This window comes from Clostridium sp. LS3 (genome assembly GCF_055330225.1).
In genome coordinates this window covers 2,636,885-2,661,276 of the sequence record NZ_CM143921.1, presented here as the reverse complement: position 1 = coordinate 2,661,276, position 24,392 = coordinate 2,636,885, and the positions used below count along the sequence as shown (strand labels likewise).

The following is a 24,392-nucleotide window of genomic DNA, read 5'->3' as shown; positions in this document are numbered from 1 at the left end:
AGTATAAGAGTTTAAAGTTTTGAAGATATGATTAATAAGACTTTTAGTAATTCAATGTGAAAAAGTAGATTTGTTTTATACTTTCCTTACCTTCAGTTTGTAAGTGGACATATGTAAGTTTGCGTTGACTTGGAGCGAAGCGACGGAATAAGTAAATTTACATATGTCCACTTTTTTATATAATATATTGATAATTATTATAAAATTTTGACAATATATAAAGAATATTTTGACTAAAAACACGCTATAATGGATAATTAAATTGTATTAAATTTACAATATGGGTGAGGTGGAGCTATGGTTAAAAATTTAAAAGTTAGAGTTAAAATATTTATATTAACAACAACTCTAACTATTATGATGCTTATTATAGGTGGGATTGGAATATTCCAAATTAATAAGGCAGATGAAAGAATGCAAAAGATGTATAATGAAAATTTTTCTTCAGTAATAAGCCTAAGTAATAGCATAAATGAAGAGAGAAGTATCGAATCAAGTATATACAAAATAATTTTAAATACTGACAATAAAGCTTTTCAACAAGAAGAGTATGATGAAATTATAAAAAGTCAAGAAAACTTTGATAAAAACTTTAGCAATTATAAAAATATAGATATTGATGAATATTCAAGTAAAGCAATAATAGGATTAGAAGATAAAATAAAACCATATAGAGAAGAGCAAAAAAAGATTATTGATTTAGCTATGTCAGGTAATGGTTCTGAAGCCAAGAAGAAGTTTGAGGAAATAGAATTAAATTTTGGAGAAGGCTTTAGATATCAGTTAAACAAATTAGCAAACTATAGTAATACCTTAGCGGAAAGTATAAAAACTGAAAATCAAGAAGCTGTACAAAAACTTATAGTATTATTAATTATAAGTATAATATCAGTACTTTTAATAGGAATAATAGCAGCGGCTATTATAACAAGAAATATAGTTAAACCTCTTAAAATAGCTGTAAATGAAATGGAAATAATTTCAAAAGGTGATTTTTCAAGGAAAATAGATAATAAAATTTTAAATAGGAAAGATGAGCTTGGTGTTATATTAAAGTATATAAGTACAATTCAGGAATCCTTAAGTAATTTAATAAGTAGTGTAAAACTAGAATCTAAAAATACAGAAGTTTCAATTGTAAACATAAACAATAATATATATGATTTAAATACAGGATTAGAAAATATGGCTGCTACTTCAGAAGAAATAACAGCAGTAATGGAAGAAACGTCAGCTTCAACTCAAGAAGTAGGACATTCTATACAAAATATAGAGAAGTCAGCAGAGTTAATTGCAAATAAAGCAAATGATGGTTCTAAAATAGCGAGTGAAATAAGTAAAAGAGCTTTAGATAATAAGAGTTTTGTTAGCTTAGGACTTGAAAACACAAACAATATTTTAGGTGAATCTAAAGATATATTAAGAAAAGCAATTGAGCAAACAAAAGTAATTAATAAGATATACCAGTTGTCAGAGATTATTATAGAAATAACTGAACAAACAAATCTTTTAGCTTTAAATGCATCAATAGAAGCAGCTAGAGCAGGGGAAGCCGGGAGAGGATTTGCAGTTGTAGCAGAAGAAATAAGAAAGCTAGCAGAAGCATCAAAGGATTCTGTAATAAAAATAAAAGAAACAGGCATGGATATTTCAAATGCGGTAAATACTCTTATAGATAGTTCAAATAACTTAATTAATTTTATGGATGAAGATTTACAAAAAGAATTTTCTAATATGATAGCAGTTACAGAAACATATGGAAAAGATGGAGTGTTAATAGATAATATTGTAAAGGAATTCAATAAAATTTCAAGCGACTTATTGTTATCTATTAAGGAGATTTCAGATATAATGAATGGAGTTTCTAAAGCTACAATAGAGGGAAGTAAAGGAATAACTAGTATTAGTAATAAAATTGTAGAAGCTAGTAACAAGTCAGATAAAACCATGATAAATTCAAATACAGCAAAAGAAAGCTCTGAAAATTTGAAAAAATCTATAGATATATTTAAGATAAGAGAATAGTATTAAAAAGGATAATATGAAAAATAAATTTATTTTCATATTATCCTTTTTAATTACGTTGGATTAATATCATATTTGTAGCTAAATAATATTTCCTTTTTTGAGTTAGGTTGCATTACCGTTTGGAAACAAGGGTTGCCATTCTTATCTTTATCATAATTATCAGTAGAAAAATCCATTTGCCAAGGAGAAAAAATTGGTTCACATATTTTTATATTAATAGCTTCTTGTTTTGTATTAGTAAGTATATATTGTACTTCTTTAAAGATATAATCTTTATATTTTTGATAGTTTATTACATTTCTTTGAGAAGTAACATCAAAGGCATTTCCAATAATAAAGGAAACCTCCCTATCCTTAGCAATATCTTTTATAGAGCTTCCACCTAAAAATTCAAAATTACCGTCATAACCAGTATAAGTGTTTATACTACCAGAAGGCAGAGGAAAGCCTAAATTATTATCAGTTGTATTTTGAAATTTAATTATAATATTAGCATTTACATTATTGTATCCGAAATCATAAAGTTTATTGTACTTTACATTTTCACTAGAAAAATTTTTTATTCTTTTTAGTGTATTATTGGTAAGTTTATATTTATTAGGAACTGTGTAAATATAATAATCAGACATTTCTTCAATTGGAGTAGTGTAGCTTTGCAATTCTGTAGATTTAATAGATTTATCATGAAGAACTAAACTTTTATAATCTAAGTTAACATCTCCTGCAACAAATTTTAAAGTTACATTGTCATAGTCTATACCAGATTTATTTATTAAGTTAAACCATGAGTGGATTGATAATACTTCTTCCTCTAGGATTATTACATAGCTACTATACCACTTAATGTTATCAGTTAAATAATATGTGGTTATTTCTCTTGACTTAATACCATCACCTTGAATCAAAATTGAATTAGGTATTAAATTTTCACAACTATTGCAAGGCAATATATCAAGATTTTTTTTACTGTTACAACAAAGATAGTTAAAGTTCATTAAAATATCATTCATACCTATAACAACAACAGATGTCTCGTTTATAAATTTACTTATATCAAAATACTCAATAGTAACATAAGAAGAAGGATCTATTTTACTTTTAAGAACTTCTCTTGTTTCATTTATAAGTGCTACATTATTATAAACTGTTATTGAAAGATTTTTATTTTGTAAGTTTGTAGACTTTATATACATTAAAACCCCTTATAATAATTGATTATATTAGTATATTAGTATAATGAATATTATAAGGTGAATATATTTAGTATATAAATAGACATAACTAAAATAATCCATAAGGTTTATATTACCTTATGGATTATTTTGGTTATTTATTTAATAATTCTTTTACATAGTTAGGAAGCATAAAAGCACCTACATGTAAATCAGTATTATAATATTTAGTTGATAACCCTAAAGCACTCCAACTATTAGCATCAAAGTCTTTTATAGGATGTAATTCTTTAGATGCAAAGCAGAACATCCAATGACCAGAAGCATATGTAGGCATGTGATATTGATATGCTTCACAAATATTAAAGATTCCTTTTAATTTACTAAAGGATCTTTTCATTTCTCTTGCATTATGTGGATAATAAGGGCTTTCACATTGATTTATTAAGATTCCTTTTGATGTTAAAGCATTAAAGCAATCTTTATAAAATTCTGTAGTAAATAAACCTTCTCCAGGTCCAATTGGATCAGTTGAATCTACTATAATTAAATCATATAAATTTTCTTTTCCCTTTACAAATTTTATTCCATCTTCAAAAAATAAATTAACTCTTTTATCATCTAATTTATTTGAAGTAAATGGTAAGTGTTCTTTTGAAGCTATAACTACAGCTTCATCTATTTCAACCATATCTATATTTTCAATAGTTTCATATCTAGTTAATTCTCTAACAGTGCCACCATCACCAGCACCTATAACTAATACATTTTTTATATTTTTATTAGTAGCCATAGCTACATGAGTTATCATTTCATGGTAGATAAATTCATCTTTTTCTGTAACCATTGTCCAGTTGTCAATTACAAGTACTCTTCCAAATTCATAAGTATCTAAAACGTCTATTTTTTGAAATGGACTTTGATGTGAGTACAAGTGATTTTTAACTTTCATAGAAAAATTTACATTTTGGGTTTGATTTTCTGTGTACCATAATTCCATATCCATATCCTACACCTCCATTTTATGTTTTACTTGAATATTATCGTATGCACCATTAGAAAAAGTTTTAACTTTGTCGACTAAACCTCTTGCAACTTCAGTAGATTCACTTCTATCAGCTTTTAATGCATCTTCAAGATATTTAAAAGCAAGCCAAGGGTTAACAGTATCACCACAAGTAAATAGATCTACAGATGCATAACCATATTCAGGCCATGTATGAATTGTAAGATGAGATTCCTGGATTATAACAGCACCGCTTACTCCCCAGGGATTAAATTTGTGGAAACAGCTAGTAACTATTGTTGCATTAGAAACAATAGCAGCTTCTTTCATATGCTCCTCAATAATAGAATGATCTTTTAAGATATCCTTATCACAGTTATAGTATTCCACTAAAATATGTCTTCCTAGTTGTTCAATTTTCATAAAAATCCCTCCATAAATTTAAAATTTGATTCTATCCAACAGATAAGTATTTAACTAACAAAAATGCTTCACTCATGAAACCTCCTAAAATCGCACAAAAGTTTAGTAATAGTAAACTTGAAGTTAAACTATACTAACTATATTATTCTAGCAGTGAGGAGAAATGTTGTCAATAAGTATTTTTTGTATAAAGAAACACTAAGTATAATATAACTTCGTATTATATTAGCCTTAAATATATAGTTTATATTTTATTATTTTGTATTAATATCCAAAAAAAATAAAATGTATAGAAAAAATTCTAGTAATCATTTACAATTGGGTTAAGAAGTGTTTCTTATTAAATTTTGTTAAGTTAAATATAGAGTTTTATGGAAACGTTTCCGTTAATGAAATCTTTGATAATTAAATAAAAGGGAGGATTTTTATGAGGGTAAATAATATTCTTAAACACAAAGCTAAACTAAGTATCTTTACAGTTATACTATTTTTTCTAACATTAATACCTATTCCTAATAAAGTAGTTAAAGCAGGAACTACCGAAAGTCAAAAGGTAAAAGTTAGATTTTTAAAAGAAGATGGAGATTATAATGGATGGAATATTTGGTCTTGGTGGCCTCAAAAGAATGGGCATTCAGTTGAATTTACACATAAGGATGATAAAGGTGTATATGCAGTAATTGATGTACCAAAATCAGGTGAACTTGGACTTGTTGTAAAAAAAGGTGAATGGGAAGCTAAAGCTAATGAAGATATAAAATATGATTTAGCTAAAGGTGAAACTGAAATCATAATTACAGCTGGAACTATAGATAAGGAAAATCCTAAAGAAAAAAGTGTTGAGTACTCAGATTTATATAAGGATTTTTCAAAAATCAATATTAAAGTAAACTATAATAGACCTGACGGAAATTACGATAAATGGAATCTATGGAATTGGGTAGATGGAGGAATAGATGGATCTGAAGATAAAGTAGGCTTATTTACAGATTCTAATGATTTTGGTAAATCATCAAATTTATCATTTACTAATATAACTAAATCAAATAAAAATGTAGGAATCATAATTAGAACAGCTGGATGGGTATCTAAGGATGGAGATGATAAATTAATAGATTTAGCATACTTAGATTGTAATGGTAATTTAGAAGTTTATTATAAGGCTTCTGATGATACAACATATTATGTTAAACCAACATTAAATGAAGAGAATCCAGGAAATGGAGAAATAACTCCAGATGAACTCATTAATCAACCAGGTGGAAAAAATAAATGGTATGTAGCAGGATCATTCCAAGGATGGTCAAATAATAATCCAGATACTGAATTAAAACATTTAGTTGATGGTTTTTATGAGTACTCAACAGTATTACCAGCTGGTGAGCATCAATTTAAAATTGTAAAAAATGGAACTTGGGATGGATTTAGTAATAATGGAGACAATTTTACTATAAATTTATCTGAAAAAACTAAAGTTAATTTTTATATTAATGAAGAATTAAATCAGGCTAGAATAAATATTTCAGGAGTTAATGGATTGGAACAATATGCTCCAAAATTAAGTAATGATAAATGGCCAAGGTTAGTTGGAGATATTCAAAAAGTTTTTGGGGAAGGTGAATGGGCTCCAGATAAGGCTAAACAGATGTTTGTTGATTACTATTTTGATGGTAGTATATATAAGTTACAAAGAAATTTACCAGCAGGAAAATTTGAAGCTAAAGTAGTTTTTGGGTCTGATTGGAGTAGTGAAAACTATGGAGCTGATGAAAAAGGAAGTAATTTAGTAGTAAATACTTTAGATCCAGTAGATGTTGTATTTACAATTAATCATAAGGGTGATAAAAAATTAACTCATAATTATAAAGCAACAGAAGGTAATTTTGATGGTCTTATAAATAAATCAGCAATTAAATTTGATTCAAGAAGTATTACCTATAAAAAACCATTTGGTGCAATAAAAGAAGAAAGTGAAGATTTAACATTAAGAATTGGAGTTGCTAAAGATGATGTTCAAGTTGCAAAGATTGAACTTATAGATGGTAGTGGAGTAGCAAAAAGCTATGATATGAGAAAAGCAACTACAATAGGAGAAACGGATTATTATGAATCAATAATTTCAAAAACAGAGTTTAATGGGATTGGAATATGGGGTTATAAGTTTATATTAGTAGATGGAAAAACTAAGCTTGAATATGGAGATGATAGCTTAAGTGGAGGGCAAGGAGCTGTTGTAGAAGAGGGTGCATTACCATATAACTTAACAGTTTACGATAAAGATTATAAAACTCCAGATTGGATGAAGGATTCAGTTGTATATCAAATATTCCCAGATAGATTTTTTGATGGGAATAAAGATAATAATAGAGCAAAATTATTAGACGGATATCGTGGATATATTGGAACTGATGGAACGCTTAAAAGATATGAAATTCAATATTATGATGGAGGAGTAGAAAATGATCCAGCTTCATCACAAGTATGGGGTAGCTGGAGAGATTATCCTGAAAATCCTAGACATGCAACACCTGAAAATAAACCGTATTATCCAAATTCAAAAACAGATAATATATGGACAAATGAATTTTATGGTGGAGATATTCAAGGAATAGAAGATAAACTTGATTACTTAAAATCTATAGGTATAACAGCAATTTATCTAAATCCTGTAGCTTGGGCAGCATCTAATCATAAATATGATGCTACTGATTATAAATCTCTAGATCCTATGTTTGGACAACCTGTATATAATAAAGATGGAGATCCTAATTCAGGGTTAAATTATGAAGCAACAAGAGCAGCTTCAGATAGAGTATATCAAGCTTTTGCAAAGGCAGCTGAAGAAAATGGGATTAAGCTGATAGCTGATGGAGTGTTTAATCACGTTGGTGATGACTCTATATATTTTGATAGGTACGAAAAATATCCTGAAATTGGTGCATATGAGTATTGGAAAAAGGTATGGGATAAAGTAAATACAGGTAAATCTCAAGATAAAGCAGAAAAGGAAGTTATAAAAGAATATGAAAGTATTAAGAACCCCTTAACAGGAAAGAACTATTCTTACCCAGAAGACTTTGGTTTTACAACTTGGTTTAAGATTGAAAATCAATGGCTAATAAGAGATAAAGATGGTAATATGTTAGATAAAAAAGATCAACATTATAATTATGAGGGATGGTGGGGATTCGATTCATTACCAGTAATGGATGCTAAAGCTCCACAAAATGGGGATAGCTTAGCTATTCCAGGAAATCATGAATGGAATAATGTAGATTACAGAGATAATGTTATTGGCCATGATTTAACTGGTTTAAGTGATAAAGAGGCTGAGGAGAAAATGAAGTTTGCAGCATCTCAAAGATGGATGTGGATGGGAGCAGGAGGTTGGAGATTAGACGTTGCTCCAGATGTATCGACAAGTACATGGCAAAAATTTAGAGAAGCTGTTAAGTCGACAAAAGGAAGATTAGATGTTAATGGAAATGTAATAGATGATCCAATTATCTTAGGAGAAGAATGGGGAGTTGCAACCCACTACTTATTAGGAGATCAATTTGACTCAGTAATGAATTATCAGTTTAGAGCAGCACTTCAAAATTATATACTAAGTGGTAACTCAGTAAATTTCAACAATGCATTAGAAGTAATTAGAGAGAATTATCCAAAAGAGGCATGGCAAGCAATGATAAATTTAGTTGATTCTCATGATACAATTAGAAATATTACAAAAATGGATAATCCAACATGGGAAGAAGAAAATACAAAAATTGCACCAGAGGCTTCAGACAATGCCTTAAAATTACAAGCATTAACTGCAATATTCCAAATGGGATATGCAGGGGCGCCTACTATTTATTATGGAGATGAAGTTGGGGTAACAGGAACTAAGGATCCAGATTCAAGAAGAACTTTCCCATGGGAAAGAGTTTTAGAATCAAATGGTGATTTCTCAGGTGTAGGTAGATATGCAGAGTTATTTGATGTTTATAAAAATGCAGCAAGAGTAAGAAATGAAAATCTTGATTTATTTGCAACAGGTGAAATTCAAACAGCATATGCAAATGATAACGTAATTGCATATGCAAGAAAGAATTCAGAAAAGGGTGCATTGCTAGTAATAAATCAGTCAACTGAAGTTAAGACTATAGAAGCTGATGTAACTGGGTTTTTACCAGATAACTTAATATTGAAAGATGAACTATATGGAAATATATCATCAACAGTGAAAAACGGAAAGGTTCAAATTATAATTCCAGCACAAACAGGACTTATGATGGTATCCACAAACAATATAGTAAGTGTTGAGAAAGTACAAGACCTTAAGGCTATTCCAGAACAAGGAAAGGTAACTTTAACTTGGAGGAAAGTATCGGGAGCAAGTAAGTATAATGTGTATAGAACTAATCTTGAAGGACAAAAAGCTGAAAAAGTTGGAGAAGGGGTTAATAATACATTTATTGATAAAAATGTAGTTGATGGAATAAGATATTATTATTATGTTACAGCAGTTAAAGATGGTGGCGAAAGTGAATTTAGTGATGCGGTAACAGCACTACCATCCTTTAATATTAAGTCAATTAGTTTACCAAGTATAGTAAAAGATTTAATTATTGGAATAGGAAACAAAACTGAAGAAATAACCGTAAATATAGATATTCCAGGATTAACAGATAAAGAAGAATATAAAGGAAAAGATATTCCAAATTTTGAAGCTAAATTAATGTATTATAAAGATGGAACTTTAAGAGAAAATTCAAATACCACTAAATTGAGATATAAATCAGATTTAGAAGATGGATCAAAATTTTATTATGCAACTTTTGAACCAGCAGAAGCAGGAGTATATAACTATTTTGCAAAAGCTACAACAAATGCAGGAGATACTTATACAGAGTCAAGTGAAGTATCAATGAAAGCTATTATGAATCCTGAAGATAACACTGCACCAAAAGCTCCAGTATTAAATGATATAATTGTAGAATCTAATAGATCAAAGCTTGAATGGGCATCAGATGGAGTAGATGTAGAAGGATTCGATATATATCGTAAGGAAGATAATGGAGAGTTTATAAAAATTGCAGTAGTAGATAAGAGTTCAAAAGAATTTGCAGATTTCACAGTAAGTAATGATAAAAATTATACTTATAAAGTAGCAGCTTATGATAAGTTCTACAATAGAGCATATTCAGAAGAAAAGAGCGTTACACCAACATTGGTTATGGTAGATGTAACATTAAGACTTCATATTCCAAATTATACACCAGCAACTGATGATATTTTTATAGCTGGTGATTTAAATGGATGGAATGCTGCAGGTGGAAGACTTACTGTACCTAGTGGAGCAACATCTAGAGATATAGTAGAATATAAATTTAAGATGATGGCAGGTAAGAGTATTCAATATAAATATACTAGGGGATCATGGGGCACAGAAGCCTTTACAAGCCACACGCGTCTTGCAAATGATACAGATGATTATGGAAATTGGGCATATAGTTCGACAGATACCAATATGAAGTTAACTGTTAAGAACCAAGGTGGAAATGCAATGGTTGTTGATGATTATGTACTTCGTTGGGGTGATATGCCAATGATGGTTTCTATGCCAAGAATTTCTTATGGAGATAATATTGAATATGAAACTAATGAAAAGGAATTTACTTTAAAGGCTCAAGTTCCATATGGGGTTGCATTTACAATAAATGATAAGGATATAAATACATTATATCCAAATGCCATGGACCAATATGGCAATGTATATGTAGAAGGCATTAAATTAAAATATGGAATTAATGAATTCAAACTTCATATAGAGCCTACACAGGAAACTATTGATTTACCTTGGTACACTGATGATGGAAGAGCTGGACAAGCAACTAAGACTATTACAATGAAAATTAATTGTACAGCAAATCCAGATGAAGAAAAACCAGAAGATGTAAAAGTGACAGGAGTAAGCTTAGATAAAACTTCAGCAGAATTAAAGATAAATGAAAGTTTAGAATTAAAAGCAACAATTTCACCAGCAGATGCAACAAATAAAGATGTTACTTGGACAACAAGTGATGAAAAAGTAGCGAGAGTTGATGAAAATGGAAAGGTAGTAGCAGTTGCACCAGGAAAAGCTACAATAACAGTTACAACTAAAGATGGAAACTTTAAAGCAGTAGCTGAAATAATTGTAAAAGACAAAGAAGTACCTGTAGTAAAAGTGACAGGAGTAAGCTTAGATAAAACTTCAGCAGAATTAAATATAAATGAAAATTTAGAATTAAAGGCAACAATTTCACCAGCAGATGCAACTAATAAAGATGTTACATGGAAAACAAGCGATGAAAAAGTAGCAAAGGTTGATGAAAATGGAAAGATAACAGCAGTAGGAGCAGGAAAAGCAATAATAACTGTTACAGCTAGAGAAGAAAACTTTAAGGCTATATGTGAAATCACTGTAAATAGTGATAAGGAGAATAGTGGAAATACTAATCCTATAGAAAATGTAGTTGAAAAAGTAGAAAATCCTAATGGCAAAAATGAAATAGTTATAAAGAATCCATCAAATGAATTAAAACTTGAAGTAAAGGATATAGGAGCTATTAAAACTGGAAATGGATCTTTAGAAATTAAGAATAGTGAGCATATTATATTATTACCATTTAGTATAATAGATAAAGATTTATTAAAAGAAGGTTCAAGTATTATTTTTGAAATGAATATTAAAGAAGATTCATCTATTACTTCAAGGATAAAGGGAGTTAAAAAAGTATTTGAATTTAACTTATATGTTAAGACAGGTAATGAAATAGTTAAGATTCACAACTTTAAAGATGGAGTTGCAACTATAACATTAAAATTAACAGATGAGGACTTAAAAGGATTAAATAAAGATAACTTAGCTGTATTCTATTATAATGAAGAAACTAAGACATTTGGACAATTAGAAACAACTATAAATGGAAATGAAGTAACATTTAAAACATCACATTTTAGTAAGTTTATAATTGCAGAAAAATCTACTAATGGAAAAGGAATAACTTTACCAGCTACAGGAGGAAATAATCCTATAAATGCTTTAATATTTGGATTAATATTATTATGCGCAGGAGTGTATTTCATATTTAACAAAAAATCAAAGCTTGTAAAGTAAAAATATAAATAGTAATTAATAAAAGCAAATGGATTATGTTTTAAATAAAGCATAATCCATTTTTTAAATTTATTTAATATTTTTACATAAGACTTTACTTAAAATAATGTGACTAATTTAATTAACATAATGTTAAAAATTTAATATATAGTATCATTAAATAAAAAAATATAAGAAATTGTTATTTAAAATATGGAAAATTAAGTTAATTAAATTTATTTTGCTGAAATATGGAATAAAAAAAATATTTAATAACAATCTATTCGACTAAAAAAACGTTTACTAAGTGATAAAATTAAATAAGTGAAAGACAAGGGGGGATTCTATAGAAAGGTATAGAAAAAACTTTATTTAAAATCCGCATTTTGAGTTTGACCTAATTAACAGAAGACATAATAAAAAACTTATACTAAGTGCTTACTTAAAATTATTTAAAGTGAGATGAAGCGCTTCTAAATTCTAGTATAAGATAATTAATTAGGTAGCATAATATCATCTCAAATTTAAATAAGAATAGATTAGGGAGCATAAACTGAGGAGGGATGTAATTAGGAAAACTAAGTACAATCAATATCAGAAACGAAGTTTGGGAAAATGTATTAAAAACAATAAAAAGGGGAGATAATAAAGTGAAATATAAAAAGAAACTTAGATTGCTGAGTTTTGTGTTAACCTTTACAATGGTTGTATCCAATTTCTTTACTAATTTTACAACATTAGTAGCTAAGGCTGAAGAGTTAAATAAAAATGTAGTCATTGAAAATTTTGAGAAGCTTAAAAAAGGAAATTATACGGAAGCAGATGTCGAATTAGAAACTGGTTCTTGGAAGTTTAGTAATGCAATGGAAGGAAAGCAAGAGGCTGACAAGAGAATAGATTCTATAGCTGCAAGGGTAAGATCAGAAGGTTTCATAGCTATGAATTTTGATGTTACTAATGTAAAAGAGATAATTTTATCACATGCATATTATGGGAATGATTCTGGAGCTACTTTAAAAATTCAAAAATCTATTGATTCTGGAGTAAGTTGGGTAGATGTTGGATCATCAAATTCTATAACAAAAGATTTAAAAGAAGAAAAGTTTGCCATTAATGAAGCAGGTAATGTTAGATTTAAAATTAATGTTATTGGCACAAAAGATAAAAGAATTAACATAGATAATTTTACTATAGTACACAACGATGGTACTGTAGAACAAATTGCATTAACTGGATTAAGCATTGATGAAAGTATATCTTTGGAAGTTGGGGGAAATAAAGGATTAACAATTGCGTATATCCCTGAAAATACAACAGAAAAGGCTGTAGAATATACAAGCCTAAATCCAGAAATAGCAGCAGTAGACTCTAATGGAAAGGTTACAGCTGTTAAAGAGGGACAAACAACTGTAGAAGTTAAATCAACAGTAAGACCTAATATAAAAGCAACATGTAAAGTTACTGTAACTAAGGGTGTTGACAAAGTAGGACCAACGGTTAGTAATTTAAAACCTGCAAGTGGACAAAATATAGGTGATTTAAGAAGACCAGAGATTAGTGCTACTTTCCAAGATGAAACAGGCGTAGATATGACTTCAGTTAAATTATCAATTGATGGTCAAATTGTAAGCGGTAACATAGTTAAGGAAGGAAATACTATAAAATATTTAGTTGATAAGGATTTATCTGATGGTGCTCATACTGTTTTAGTTCAAGTTAAGGATACATTAGGCAATTTAACTGAACAAGAGTGGAAATTTACAATTGGAGAGCAAAAGAAGAATTTATATTTTGGACAACTTCACTCTCATACAAACATTTCAGATGGTACTGGAACTATAGATGAAGCATATAAATATGCTGAAAATAATGCAAAAGTAGACTTTTTAGCTGTAACAGATCACTCAAACTGGTTTGATAATGATAAATTAGCTAATATAAGTGATGGATCAAAGAGTGAAGCTTGGAAAAAAGGATTAAGTGCAGCAGACAAATATAATAAAGATGGAAATTTTGTAGCTATTTATGGGTATGAAATGACTTGGTCTGGATCAACTGGTGGATATGGGCATATGAATACATTTAATACACCGGGATTTGAAACAAGAACAAATAGCAAAATGGATTTGAAAAATTACTACAATACTTTAAAGACACAAAAACAATCATTATCTCAATTAAATCATCCAGGTAAAACTTTCGGAGACTTTAGTGATTTTGCATATTATGATGCAGAAATTGATAAACAAGTTACATTAATAGAAGTTGGAAATGGTGAAGGTGCTATCAGAAGCTCAGGTTATTTCCCTTCATATGAATATTATACTAGAGCATTAGATAAGGGGTGGCATGTTGCTCCAACAAACAACCAAGATAACCATAAAGGTAGATGGGGTAATGCAAATACTGCTAGAACAGTTATAGAGGCTCCAAATCTTTCAAGAGATGCTGTTTATGAAGCAATAAGAGAAAGAAGAGTTTATGCAACTGAAGATGAAAATTTAAAAATATCTTATGAAATTAATGGAAATACAATGGGATCTATATTAGGAAAGACAGATTCATTAGATTTTAAAGTAAATGTTGAGGATATGGATTCAGGAGATACCATTAAGAAAATATCCATAATTGGAGATGGAGGTAAAGTTGTTAAGTCTATTGATAACGTAAACTCTACAACTAAAGAATGGTCATTTACTTTAGATAAATCAGTTAGTTCATATTACTATGTAAGAGTAGACCAGTCTGATAGAGATATAGCTGTAACTTCAGCAATTTGGGCTGGAGATAGGGAAAATGTTGGAATTTCTACAGTAGATTCTGATACAGAAGTAATAGTTGCTGGAGAAGAATTTAATATAGGAACTACTATATATAACAATGAAGCAGTTGCTATAAATAATGTTAAAGTAGAATACTATTTAAATAATGGAACTGAAGCAATAAAGACAGAGATTATTGAATCTATAGCTTCTGGATCAACAGCTGTAGCAAAGTTACCATATAAATTTGATAAAGCAGGAGATTATTCTTTCCAAGTAAAAGTTACTGCTACTGTAAATGGAGTTGAAAGAGAGTTTAAGGGAGCTAAGGAGGTTTCAGTTTTAGGAGCAAATGAAGTTTCTAAGGTTGTAATAGATGGTGCACATCAAAATCAATATGTTTCTGGAGACTACTCAGGAAAGATTACAACTTTAACAGCTTTAATGGCACAAAACAATGTTAAAGCGGTTATAAATAAAGAGCCTATAACAGATGAAGTTTTAAAAGGTGCATCTTTATTAATACTATCAGACCCTCAAAGTAAAGCAGTTACTTCTAGTGGATTATCACCTCAAAAATATACCTCTGATGAATTAGCTGCAATAGCTAGATTTATTGAAAAAGGTGGAAATATAGCAATAACTTCTAAGGCTGATTACGGTGATGCAACAGGTGAATATGGGAATGCAGAACAAGGTAATTCAGTTCTTAAAGCGATAGGTGCAAAAATAAGATTTAATGATGACCAAGCTACTGATGATGTAGAAAATGGTGGTCAAAACTTTAGATTATACTTTAACGACTATAATACAGAAAGCAGTTGGCTAAATGGAATTGATACAACTAAGAAATATAGTTTCTATAGTGGATCAACTCTTGTTATGCCAAAAGATGCTTCCAATATAGACGTTTTAGTAAAAGGTCATAGTACTACTTATGGAAATGATGCTGACAAACAAGGAGATAATACAGCTGTAAATAAAGGTGAGGTTGTTGGTTTAGCTGTTGAAACATTAAGTAGTGGAGCTAAAGTAGTAGTTTCAGGAGCGACATTCTTCTCAAATTTTGAAATGGATGGTTTAGATTATTCAAATTATCAAATAACTGAGAAAGTTATCAAGGAATTGGCAGCAGCTCCAGAAATTCCTGTAAGCAAGATATCAAGTGTTAGAATAGATGAAAATAAAGATAATACTCCAGATAGATTTGGAGAAACTGTAGTTGTTGAAGGATATGTAACAGCAGCTTCAAATGTTGCAGCACCAGGAAATTCATTCTTTGATGTTATTTATGTTCAAGATGATACTGCTGGATTAACTGTATTTGGAGTTTCAACTACATCAGTAAAATTAGGTCAAAAAGTAAGAATTAAAGGAAAAGTTTCATCATATTTGGGAGATGCACAAGTTGCTCTTAAAAATGAAAGCTTAGGATTACAAATTATTGATGAAAATATTAACTTAGTAGAGCCTACTAAACTTTCAACTAAAGATAGTATGTTGGAAGAAAAAGAGGGACTTTTAGTAAAAGTAGAAGGAAAAGTAACTAGAATTGATGGACAAAATATATTTGTAAATGATGGAACTGGAGAATCAAGAGTATATGTTGAAGGATACATTGGAAGTAGTAAAAATCCTGGAGTAGCTGATGAATGGAAAACTAGAATCAATGTAGGAGATAAAGTATCAGCTATAGGACTTGCTTCAGAAGATCCTGAAGGACACAGATTAAGAGTTAGAGATTCAGCTGAAATTGAAAATCTATCTAGCAATAAAGTAACAGGAGTAAGTTTAGATAAAACTTCAGCAGAACTTGAAGTAAATGAAACATTAGAATTAAAGGCTACAATTACACCAGAAGATGCAACAAATAAAGAAGTTACTTGGGCATCAAGCGATGAAAAGGTAGCAAAGGTTGATGAAAATGGAAAAGTAACAGCAATAGGAGAAGGAAAAGCTACAATAACTGTTACAACTAGAGATGGTAACTTTAAAGCTACATCTGAAATAACTGTAAAAGCAAAAGAAGTGCCAGTGGTAAAAGTAACAGGAGTAAGTTTAGATAAAACTTCAGCAGAACTTAAAGTAAATGAAACATTAGAATTAAAGGCTACAATTACACCATTAGATGCAACAAATAAAGAAGTTACTTGGGCATCAAGTGATGGAAAGGTTGCAAAGGTTGATGAAAATGGAAAAGTAACAGCAATAGGAGAAGGAAAAGCTACAATAACTGTTACAACTAGAGATGGTAACTTTAAAGCTACATCTGAAATAACTGTAAAAGCAAAAGAAATACCAGTAGTAAAAGTAACAGGAGTAAGCCTAGACAAAACTTCAGCAGAACTTAAAGTAAATGAAACATTAGAATTAAAAGCTACAATTACACCAGCAGATGCAACAAATAAAGAAGTTACTTGGACATCAAGTGATGAAAAGGTTGCAAAGGTTGATGAAAATGGAAAGGTAGTAGCTGTAGGAGCAGGAAAAGCTACAATAACTGTTACAACTAAAGATGGTAATTTTAAAGCTACAGCTGAAATAACTGTAAAAGAAAGTGAATTGCCAGTAATAAAAGTAACAGGAGTAAGCCTAGACAAAACTTCAGCAGAACTTAAAGTAAATGAAACATTAGAATTAAAGGCTACAATTACACCAGCAGATGCAACAAATAAAGAAGTTACTTGGTCATCAAGCGATGAAAGAGTAGCAAAGGTTGATGCAAATGGAAAAGTAACAGCAATAGGAAAAGGAAAAGCTATAATAACAGTTACAACTAAGGATGGTAACTTTAAAGCTACTGTTGAAATAACTGTAAAAGCTGAAGATTCAGCAAATGGAGGAAACACTTCAGGAAAGGGAGGAATTACATTACCAAGCACAGGCGGAAACAATCCTATGTACGGTTTAATAGTTGCCTTAATTATAGTAGGTGCAGGTGCATTTATGGTATTAAGGAAAAAGAAAAAAGAAGTAAAAGAAAAATAAATTTTAAAAGAGCTGCTAGGATATTTCTAGCAGCTTTTAAAATACTCTTAAAAAAGCAAAAATAATAAGCATTGTACCTGATAGCCATGAAAGGTTTAGATTTGTACTTTCAACAAATTTTCTTCCCATAAATGATCCGAGGAGTATTGCTATAATTCCTATGAAAAGAGCAACAATAAAAACTTGAATATAATTAATATAAATAAGGCTACTACCAAATCCAACTGCTAGACTATCTAAAGAAAGAGCAAAAGCCAGATAAAAAGCTTCTTTAGAAGTAAGTATTTTGGATTTATCAAAATCTGCTTTTGTTTCATCAGCATATACTTGAAGAACAAAATTGAAATCAAATAATTTGAAGGTTAAAGGAGAAGGTTTGTTTGAATTTTTTTTTATATATGATTTAAGTAGACTTTCAAAAAGTCTATATATGCCTAAAGCAAAAAGTATAAGGAAACTTGCTATTTTTGCAACATTAATAGAAATATAATTTTGTATAAATCCCCCAATTACAAGAGAAACCCCTAACATACTTGCTGATATTATATCTATTATAAGAGCAGATGTTAGAGGAATTTTTATTTTATTAGTTCCATATGCAATACTTGCCAGGAATGAATCTATAGATACAGATAAAACTAATAGTATTGTTTCTAACATAAATTTATCCTCTGAAATTATTATTAATTCATAATATGAAAAAAATAATCATATAGTTACAAAATATGACTAAGACAAATAAGAAGATAAAAATAAAAAAATATAAAAAAATAGTGGTAAAAAAGATTTTTTGAATATAAAATATTAGAGAATAACTTAATTCAAAGGAGAATAAAAATGGATAAAAAAGATTTAAACATAAATGAGGAAGAGAAGCAAATAATGACATTCCTAGATGAAGAGGGAAATAAAGTTGAATTTGAAGCAATAGCTAAGATTTATTTAGAGGAAACAGAATATTTACTTTTAGCTCCAATAGATGATGTTAATTCTGAAGATGTATATGTATTTAGAGTAGATGAAGTAGATGGAAAAGAGGAATTAAATTTAGTAGAAGATGATAAGGAATTTTTAGCTGTAAAAAAAGAATATAGAAAATTATTATATTAATCTCAGGAGGTAAATTATGAAAATTGATAAAATTATAAGTATGTTAGATGAAAACTTATTGTCAGACATTGAAGAGCTAAAAAATGAAGAGGAAATGTTTTTAGTAAAATTTCTGTTTGAGTTTGATGAAGATGTTTTAAATGCTGCTAGAAGCTACTCAAATGAGGAAAGTGATTATGAAGAAGAAAGCAGTGAATGGTACACTGAATACTTTCTTCCATATCTTTATGAATATGGAAATGATGAAGTGGTAGACATTATAGAAGAGATAGTAGAAGAGTTAGAAATATCAGGAGAGGTGATGGCTTTTCAAATGGATCCATCAAATTTTGAAGGACTTAAATTCATGGCATTATTCACAGAAGAAGATAGTGACATATCTATAGAAGATGTAGCAAAAGAATTTGTTTGCTAAGATATATATCTATGTGTAAAAATTTCTATTGAATATGATATAATTTATGCTATAATTAAATCATAATAAATCCTGAGATGTACGCTAAGCTTAAAATATTCAACCTACATTGAATATACGGGATTTACAACATCCTTGACGATGTCAGGCTTCAGTAATTCACTTTAAGTGGCAGGAGAAGGCAGAGGATTGGTGAGTTTAACCCACCTGCGAGAAGCAGGTATGAATATTTAAGTGAATGGCATGTTGGGACATATTTGATATTAATACCTCAGTAATGAGGTGTTTTTTGTTTAAAAATATAAAAACTTTTTAAAATAAATTTAAAAAGTTTTTATATTTTTTATTTTTATAAGAAATTAGTATTTGAATAATTTATAAAATAAAATAAAGTAGTTATTACAATACATATTAAATATTTAGTAAAATATTTAAGCAACCTTTTTTAAAGTGTTGCTACCAAAATATTTTCTAATATACTTTTTATATATATTTTTTTGTGATTTACTGATAAGCTTGTCCAAGTCTTGTGAAAGATAAATTATCAGTCTATTACTTGGAGAAAGATATCTTAGTAAGAAGTTAAGTATAGCTTTCTTAATTAGTATTTGTCTTCTACATTTCTTTATCATTTAGTAGCACCTCCATCTATTTACAAATTACATCTCGTTATAACAATATTATACCAAAAAGTATAATAATGTAAAATGAATTCATAAAACAAATAACAACAAATTTATATATAATTTTACTGAAAAATCTTATATTATATGACGTATTAAGTAATAAATTACAAAAAATAGAGAAGTAAATATTTTCATAAAAAATGTAAATATTATCATTTGTCGAAATTATATAAGTTGATATTGACTAAAATAGAGGTTAAAATATAATAAAGACTTAAATTTAAATAATGAAAAGGAGAACTAAAGATGGACTATCAAAACATGAAAATGGATGATGTAATTAAAAGAATTAATGAGCTTTATAAGAAAAGCAAAGAAGAAGGATTAAATGACTCAGAAAAAGAAGAACAACAAATTTTAAGAAGAAGATATATAGATAGTGTAAAAAGTAACTTTAGAGCTCAATTAGAAACAGTAGAACCGAAAAAAAGAAATTAATTGAAGGGTGATAAAATTGTCAGTTACAGTTGAAAAATTAATAAAAGATTTTGATATGGAAGTATTGGTAGAAGGTGAAAAAAATGTAGAGATCTTTGTTAATGATATAAATAGGCCAGGTTTGCAGCTATCGGGATTTTACAACTATTTTGCCCCAGAGAGAATACAGGTAATAGGTAAAGCAGAATGGAGCTTTCTAGAAGCTATGGGGATTGAATTACGTAAAAAAAGAATAGATAAATATTTTAGTTTTAATTTAAAATGCTTAATGATAACAAGAGATTTAGAGCCACAAGAAGAACTACTTAAATCAGCTCAAAAAAATAAGGTCTGGTTGATAAGAACTAAATTAGTAACAACTAAATTTATGAGTAAATTAACTATATACCTTGCGGGAGAATTAGCTCCAGAAACTAGACTTCATGGAGTGTTAGTAGATGTGTATGGTATAGGTATTTTAATAACAGGTGAAAGCGGTATAGGAAAGAGTGAAACTGCTCTTGAACTTATAAAAAGAGGACATAGATTAGTAACTGATGATGCAGTAGATATAAAGGAAATAGATGGAGAGCTTATAGGTACGTCTCCGAGAATAACTATAGGTATGCTTGAAGTTAGGGGGATTGGAATAATAGATGTAGCATCATTATACGGTTTAAGCTCTGTACTTCAAGAAAAAGATATAAAATTACTAATGCACTTTGAACATTGGAAGGATGATGGAGATTACGATAGATTGGGGTTAAATGATGAACGTCAAGATATTTTAGGGGTTAAAGTAAAAAGACTTAGAGTACCAGTAAGACCAGGAAGAAATATTGCAGTAATAATAGAAGCTGCAGCTGTAAATTATAGACACTCACTTATGTCAGATGTAACACCTGTAGACATAATAGAAAGTAGAATGGATAAAATAGTAGAGTAATAATTTACATAATTAAATCTATAATATTTTATGATAAATAAATTTAGGAGGGCTAATTATGGGCAAAAAAGAAGATAAAAAAAATCCTTGGTTAAAGTATATGGAGGATAAAAAAGAAGAGTTATTTGATTTCTGTAATGGGTATATAGATTATATGTCTATATGTAAAACAGAAAGAGAGTGTGTTTTAACAAGTATAGATATGGCAATAGCTCTTGGATATAGAGATTTAGAAGAAGTTATAGAAAATGGAGAAAGCTTAAATCCTGGTGATAAGGTTTTTATAAATAATAAAGATAAAGCTTTAGCATTATTTCTTATAGGGCAAGAGCCTATAGAAAAAGGAATGAGGATAATAGGATCTCATGTTGATTCCCCAAGATTAGACTTAAAACAAAATCCATTATATGAAGATTCAGATCTTGCTATGATGGAAACTCATTATTATGGTGGAGTTAAAAAGTATCAATGGGTTACTTTGCCTCTAGCTTTACATGGAGTAGTTGTTAAAAAAGATGGAACAAAAATAGACGTAGTTATAGGTGAAGATAATAATGATCCAGTTGTAGGAATATCTGATCTTTTAATACACTTATCAGGAGATCAAATGCAAAAGAAAGCCAATGTAGTTATTGAAGGTGAAGATTTAAACCTTTTAGTAGGAAATATGCCGCTAGAAGGAGAAGAAAAAGATGCTGTTAAAGCAAATATACTTAAACTTTTAAAAGAAAAGTATGATTTTGAAGAAGAAGATTTCTTATCAGCAGAAATTGAAGTTGTTCCAGCAGGAAGAGCAAGAGACTATGGATTAGATAGAAGTATGGTTATGGCTTATGGCCAAGATGATAGAGTTTGTGCATATACTTCATTAATGGCACTTTTAGACTTAGATCAAACTAAATACACATCAGTTGTTTTGTTAGTAGATAAAGAAGAAGTGGGAAGTAATGGTGCAACTGGGATGCACTCAAAATTCTTTGAAAATGTAGTAGCAGAGGTTATGGATAGGCTAGGAGAGTATTCAGGATTAAAATTAAGAAGAGCTTTAGCTAATTCTAAAATGCTATCAGCTGACGTAACAGCTGCATATGACCCTAATTATCCATCTGTTATGGAAAAGAAAAATTCAGCATACTTTGGAAAAGGTTTTGTATTTAGTAAATATACAGGAGCGAGGGGTAAATCAGGATGTAATGATGCAAATCCAGAATTTATGGCATGGCTTAGAAATGTTATGGATAAGAGCGATGTTTCTTTCCAAACAGCTGAACTTGGTAAAGTAGACCAAGGTGGCGGTGGAACAATCGCTTATATATTAGCAGAGTATAATATGGAAGTTATAGATTGTGGAGTAGCTCTTCAAAATATGCATGCTCCATGGGAAATAGCTAGTAAAGTAGATATTTATGAAACTATGAGAGGCTATAAAGCCTTTTTAGAAGAAGTATAAAAGTTTAAAGCTTTGAAAATATGAATATTTAAGACTTTTAGCGATTGTATTTAAAAAATAGATTTATTTTATACTTTCCTTACCTTCAGTTTGGAAGTGGACATATATAAGTTTGCGTTGATTTGTAGCAGAGCGACGGAATAAGTAAACTTATATATGTCCACTTTTTTTATTCACATAACTACACTTTTGTGAATAAAATATATAGTATACAGGAGGTATTTATCATGAACTTCGATTGGTCAAGATTTAAAAATTATGGTCTATGGGTTTCTATAATTGCGTTAATACCCATGATTTTAAGTGCATTTGGAGTTAAAGTAGTACCAGAAGGGTATCAAGCAATAGCTAATACTGTGTTATCTATATTAGTTGCATTAGGTATATTAAATAATCCTACTACTGAATGCAAATGGTTTAGAGATGATAAGGTTAATAAAGATGAATTAAAAGATAAAAACAAATAATTAATTAAGTTATAGAGATATTATATTTTAAGTAAAGGGTATATTATCTCTATTTTATTTATTAAAAATATTTGCAAATAGATACCATTTAAAGATAAAATTAAATAGACATAATTTAAAATTTAATAAAATATTATAAAGTGAGAATTGGTATGAAAATTGGGGAATTTAGCAAGATAAATAATATAAGTATAGAAACAACAAGACATTATATGGATTTAGGGCTTATTGTACCATATAAAAAAGGAGCTCAATATGAATTTAATAGGAAATGTCAAGATGACTTAACTAATATATTAGAATTAAAATCATTAGGTTTTACATTAAATGAAATAAAGTCTATATTTATTTATGAAACACTAGGAAAACTTAGTAATGAAGAACAAAATGGATTCTTACAAGATATATTTAAACTAAAGAATGAAGAAATAAGTAAAAGAATAGATGAGTTAAAAATAATAGAAACCAAATTAATTGATAAGCTAAGTGAAATTAATAAAAGAAAAATAAAAAGTAATTTTAATATTGGAGTTGATATAAAAAAATTAGATTTATTACAGTGTATTGATTGTGGAGGGAAGCTAGATTTAGAAGAAGCAAATATAAAAAACAATCAAATATTAGATGGAAGCTTAAGATGCTTATGTGGAAAAAGATATAAAATAAATTCTGGAATATTAATTGTACAAGAGAATTTAATAAATAAAGATAGTGAAAAATGTAAAAATGTTATCGAAAATTATATAAAAGAAACAGATGAAAATCATATTTTAAATATTAGAAAAGACTTGAATTGGACATATAACAAGTTATGTGATATTGATTTCAAAGATAAAGTAATTTTAGAAATAGGTAGTGGACTAGGATTTCTTTTAAGAAACTTATATGATAATTTAGATAGTAGCAGTTTATATATAGCTATAGATAATGATATTCAAAAACACATTTATTTAAAAAACTTAATTGAAAAAAGCAATGTAAAAAAGAATATAATGTTTATTTGTACAGATTTTAAATTTATTCCAATAAAAAGAGAATCTGTTGATTTGCTTTTAGATTGTGCAGGTAGTAGCAACTACTGGTTTGATAAAAATGATTTTTCTATTAAAGACATATTAAAATATTTAAAAGAAGATTCCTATGTTTTCTTATCATATATTTTATTTAAAAAGTTCTCTTTAACTAATTCTATTAAAGAAGAAAATAGAAAGAATTTTAATATTAATTACATTAAAAGCAAATTAAAAGAAAATAACTTTAATATGATATCAGATATAAAATCAAATTATTTGAATAAGCCTAGTGTATATGAAGACTATTTTTCAGATAATGAAGAAGTATATAGCTATTTATTCTTTGGCAAAAGGTAGGGTTAACCCTACCTTTTTTATTATAT

At 28.8% G+C, this 24,392-nt stretch carries 15 protein-coding genes; 10 read left to right on the top strand and 5 right to left on the bottom strand.

The features are described 5' to 3' along the window. Nucleotides 1-297 precede the first annotated feature (297 nt). On the top strand, nucleotides 298-2,025 hold the full coding sequence (locus ACZJV1_RS12480; protein ID WP_460289322.1) for a methyl-accepting chemotaxis protein: 1,728 nt from the start codon (nucleotides 298-300) through the stop codon (nucleotides 2,023-2,025). A 53-nt stretch (nucleotides 2,026-2,078) separates the two neighbouring features. Here ACZJV1_RS12480 and ACZJV1_RS12475 read toward each other — a convergent pair whose 3' ends face one another. The 3 genes from ACZJV1_RS12475 to speD form a co-directional block, all read right to left on the bottom strand. Then, on the bottom strand, nucleotides 2,079-3,221 hold the full coding sequence (locus ACZJV1_RS12475; protein ID WP_411168223.1) for a DUF4139 domain-containing protein: 1,143 nt from the start codon (nucleotides 3,219-3,221) through the stop codon (nucleotides 2,079-2,081). Between the two features lie 133 nt (nucleotides 3,222-3,354). Beyond that, on the bottom strand, nucleotides 3,355-4,200 hold the full coding sequence (gene speE, locus ACZJV1_RS12470; protein ID WP_411170709.1) for a polyamine aminopropyltransferase: 846 nt from the start codon (nucleotides 4,198-4,200) through the stop codon (nucleotides 3,355-3,357). Nucleotides 4,201-4,209: 9 nt separating this feature from the next. After that, nucleotides 4,210-4,629, bottom strand: a complete 420-nt coding sequence (speD, locus tag ACZJV1_RS12465) for an adenosylmethionine decarboxylase (protein WP_411168222.1) — start codon at nucleotides 4,627-4,629, stop codon at nucleotides 4,210-4,212. A gap of 427 nt (nucleotides 4,630-5,056) precedes the next feature. On the opposite strand from speD, the gene ACZJV1_RS12460 reads away from it, so the two are divergent. Together ACZJV1_RS12460 and ACZJV1_RS12455 are read left to right on the top strand one after the other, a co-directional pair. Beyond that, nucleotides 5,057-11,776, top strand: a complete 6,720-nt coding sequence (locus ACZJV1_RS12460; RefSeq protein WP_463650327.1) for an alpha-amylase family glycosyl hydrolase — start codon at nucleotides 5,057-5,059, stop codon at nucleotides 11,774-11,776. Between the two features lie 629 nt (nucleotides 11,777-12,405). Then, on the top strand, nucleotides 12,406-17,505 hold the full coding sequence (locus ACZJV1_RS12455; RefSeq protein WP_463650326.1) for an Ig-like domain-containing protein: 5,100 nt from the start codon (nucleotides 12,406-12,408) through the stop codon (nucleotides 17,503-17,505). Between the two features lie 36 nt (nucleotides 17,506-17,541). Here the strand turns inward: ACZJV1_RS12455 and ytaF are convergent, their stop codons facing one another. Next, on the bottom strand, nucleotides 17,542-18,165 hold the full coding sequence (gene ytaF, locus ACZJV1_RS12450) for a sporulation membrane protein YtaF (RefSeq protein WP_463650325.1): 624 nt from the start codon (nucleotides 18,163-18,165) through the stop codon (nucleotides 17,542-17,544). A 177-nt stretch (nucleotides 18,166-18,342) separates the two neighbouring features. On the opposite strand from ytaF, the gene ACZJV1_RS12445 reads away from it, so the two are divergent. Both ACZJV1_RS12445 and ACZJV1_RS12440 read left to right on the top strand, forming a co-directional pair. Further along, nucleotides 18,343-18,615 carry a DUF1292 domain-containing protein gene (locus ACZJV1_RS12445; RefSeq protein ID WP_411168218.1) on the top strand — a complete coding sequence of 91 codons (273 nt, stop codon included), beginning with the start codon at nucleotides 18,343-18,345 and terminating at the stop codon, nucleotides 18,613-18,615. Nucleotides 18,616-18,631: 16 nt separating this feature from the next. Next, nucleotides 18,632-19,030 (top strand): hypothetical protein, encoded by a 399-nt coding sequence (locus ACZJV1_RS12440; RefSeq protein WP_411168217.1) that lies wholly within the window; start codon nucleotides 18,632-18,634, stop codon nucleotides 19,028-19,030. Between the two features lie 431 nt (nucleotides 19,031-19,461). Here ACZJV1_RS12440 and ACZJV1_RS12435 read toward each other — a convergent pair whose 3' ends face one another. Then, entirely contained in the window at nucleotides 19,462-19,662 is a 201-nt protein-coding gene (locus ACZJV1_RS12435; protein ID WP_411168216.1) for a hypothetical protein, read from the bottom strand. 300 nt (nucleotides 19,663-19,962) lie between these two features. On the opposite strand from ACZJV1_RS12435, the gene ACZJV1_RS12430 reads away from it, so the two are divergent. The 5 genes from ACZJV1_RS12430 (at nucleotide 19,963) to ACZJV1_RS12410 (ending at nucleotide 24,366) form a co-directional block, all read left to right on the top strand. Next, on the top strand, nucleotides 19,963-20,154 hold the full coding sequence (locus ACZJV1_RS12430) for a DUF896 domain-containing protein (RefSeq protein ID WP_291651300.1): 192 nt from the start codon (nucleotides 19,963-19,965) through the stop codon (nucleotides 20,152-20,154). Between the two features lie 16 nt (nucleotides 20,155-20,170). After that, nucleotides 20,171-21,079, top strand: a complete 909-nt coding sequence (gene hprK / locus ACZJV1_RS12425) for an HPr(Ser) kinase/phosphatase (protein WP_460289368.1) — start codon at nucleotides 20,171-20,173, stop codon at nucleotides 21,077-21,079. A gap of 58 nt (nucleotides 21,080-21,137) precedes the next feature. Then, a complete protein-coding gene (locus tag ACZJV1_RS12420; protein WP_460289317.1) occupies nucleotides 21,138-22,529 on the top strand; it encodes an aminopeptidase in 1,392 nt (463 codons plus the stop codon). 227 nt (nucleotides 22,530-22,756) lie between these two features. Then, nucleotides 22,757-22,996, top strand: a complete 240-nt coding sequence (locus ACZJV1_RS12415) for a phage holin (protein ID WP_463650324.1) — start codon at nucleotides 22,757-22,759, stop codon at nucleotides 22,994-22,996. Nucleotides 22,997-23,148: 152 nt separating this feature from the next. After that, nucleotides 23,149-24,366, top strand: coding sequence for a MerR family transcriptional regulator (locus tag ACZJV1_RS12410; RefSeq protein WP_460289315.1), 1,218 nt, complete (start codon nucleotides 23,149-23,151; stop codon nucleotides 24,364-24,366). The last annotated feature ends 26 nt before the right edge of the window (nucleotides 24,367-24,392 follow it).

Coding starts and splice junctions, on each gene's coding strand:
- ACZJV1_RS12480 (WP_460289322.1), top strand. CDS start 298: ATGGTTAAAAATTTAAAAGTTAGAGTTAAAATATTTATATTAACAACA.
- ACZJV1_RS12475 (WP_411168223.1), bottom strand. CDS start 3,221: ATGTATATAAAGTCTACAAACTTACAAAATAAAAATCTTTCAATAACA.
- speE (WP_411170709.1), bottom strand. CDS start 4,200: ATGGAATTATGGTACACAGAAAATCAAACCCAAAATGTAAATTTTTCT.
- speD (WP_411168222.1), bottom strand. CDS start 4,629: ATGAAAATTGAACAACTAGGAAGACATATTTTAGTGGAATACTATAAC.
- ACZJV1_RS12460 (WP_463650327.1), top strand. CDS start 5,057: ATGAGGGTAAATAATATTCTTAAACACAAAGCTAAACTAAGTATCTTT.
- ytaF (WP_463650325.1), bottom strand. CDS start 18,165: ATGTTAGAAACAATACTATTAGTTTTATCTGTATCTATAGATTCATTC.
- ACZJV1_RS12445 (WP_411168218.1), top strand. CDS start 18,343: ATGGATAAAAAAGATTTAAACATAAATGAGGAAGAGAAGCAAATAATG.
- ACZJV1_RS12440 (WP_411168217.1), top strand. CDS start 18,632: ATGAAAATTGATAAAATTATAAGTATGTTAGATGAAAACTTATTGTCA.
- ACZJV1_RS12435 (WP_411168216.1), bottom strand. CDS start 19,662: ATGATAAAGAAATGTAGAAGACAAATACTAATTAAGAAAGCTATACTT.
- ACZJV1_RS12430 (WP_291651300.1), top strand. CDS start 19,963: ATGGACTATCAAAACATGAAAATGGATGATGTAATTAAAAGAATTAAT.
- ACZJV1_RS12420 (WP_460289317.1), top strand. CDS start 21,138: ATGGGCAAAAAAGAAGATAAAAAAAATCCTTGGTTAAAGTATATGGAG.
- ACZJV1_RS12415 (WP_463650324.1), top strand. CDS start 22,757: ATGAACTTCGATTGGTCAAGATTTAAAAATTATGGTCTATGGGTTTCT.
- ACZJV1_RS12410 (WP_460289315.1), top strand. CDS start 23,149: ATGAAAATTGGGGAATTTAGCAAGATAAATAATATAAGTATAGAAACA.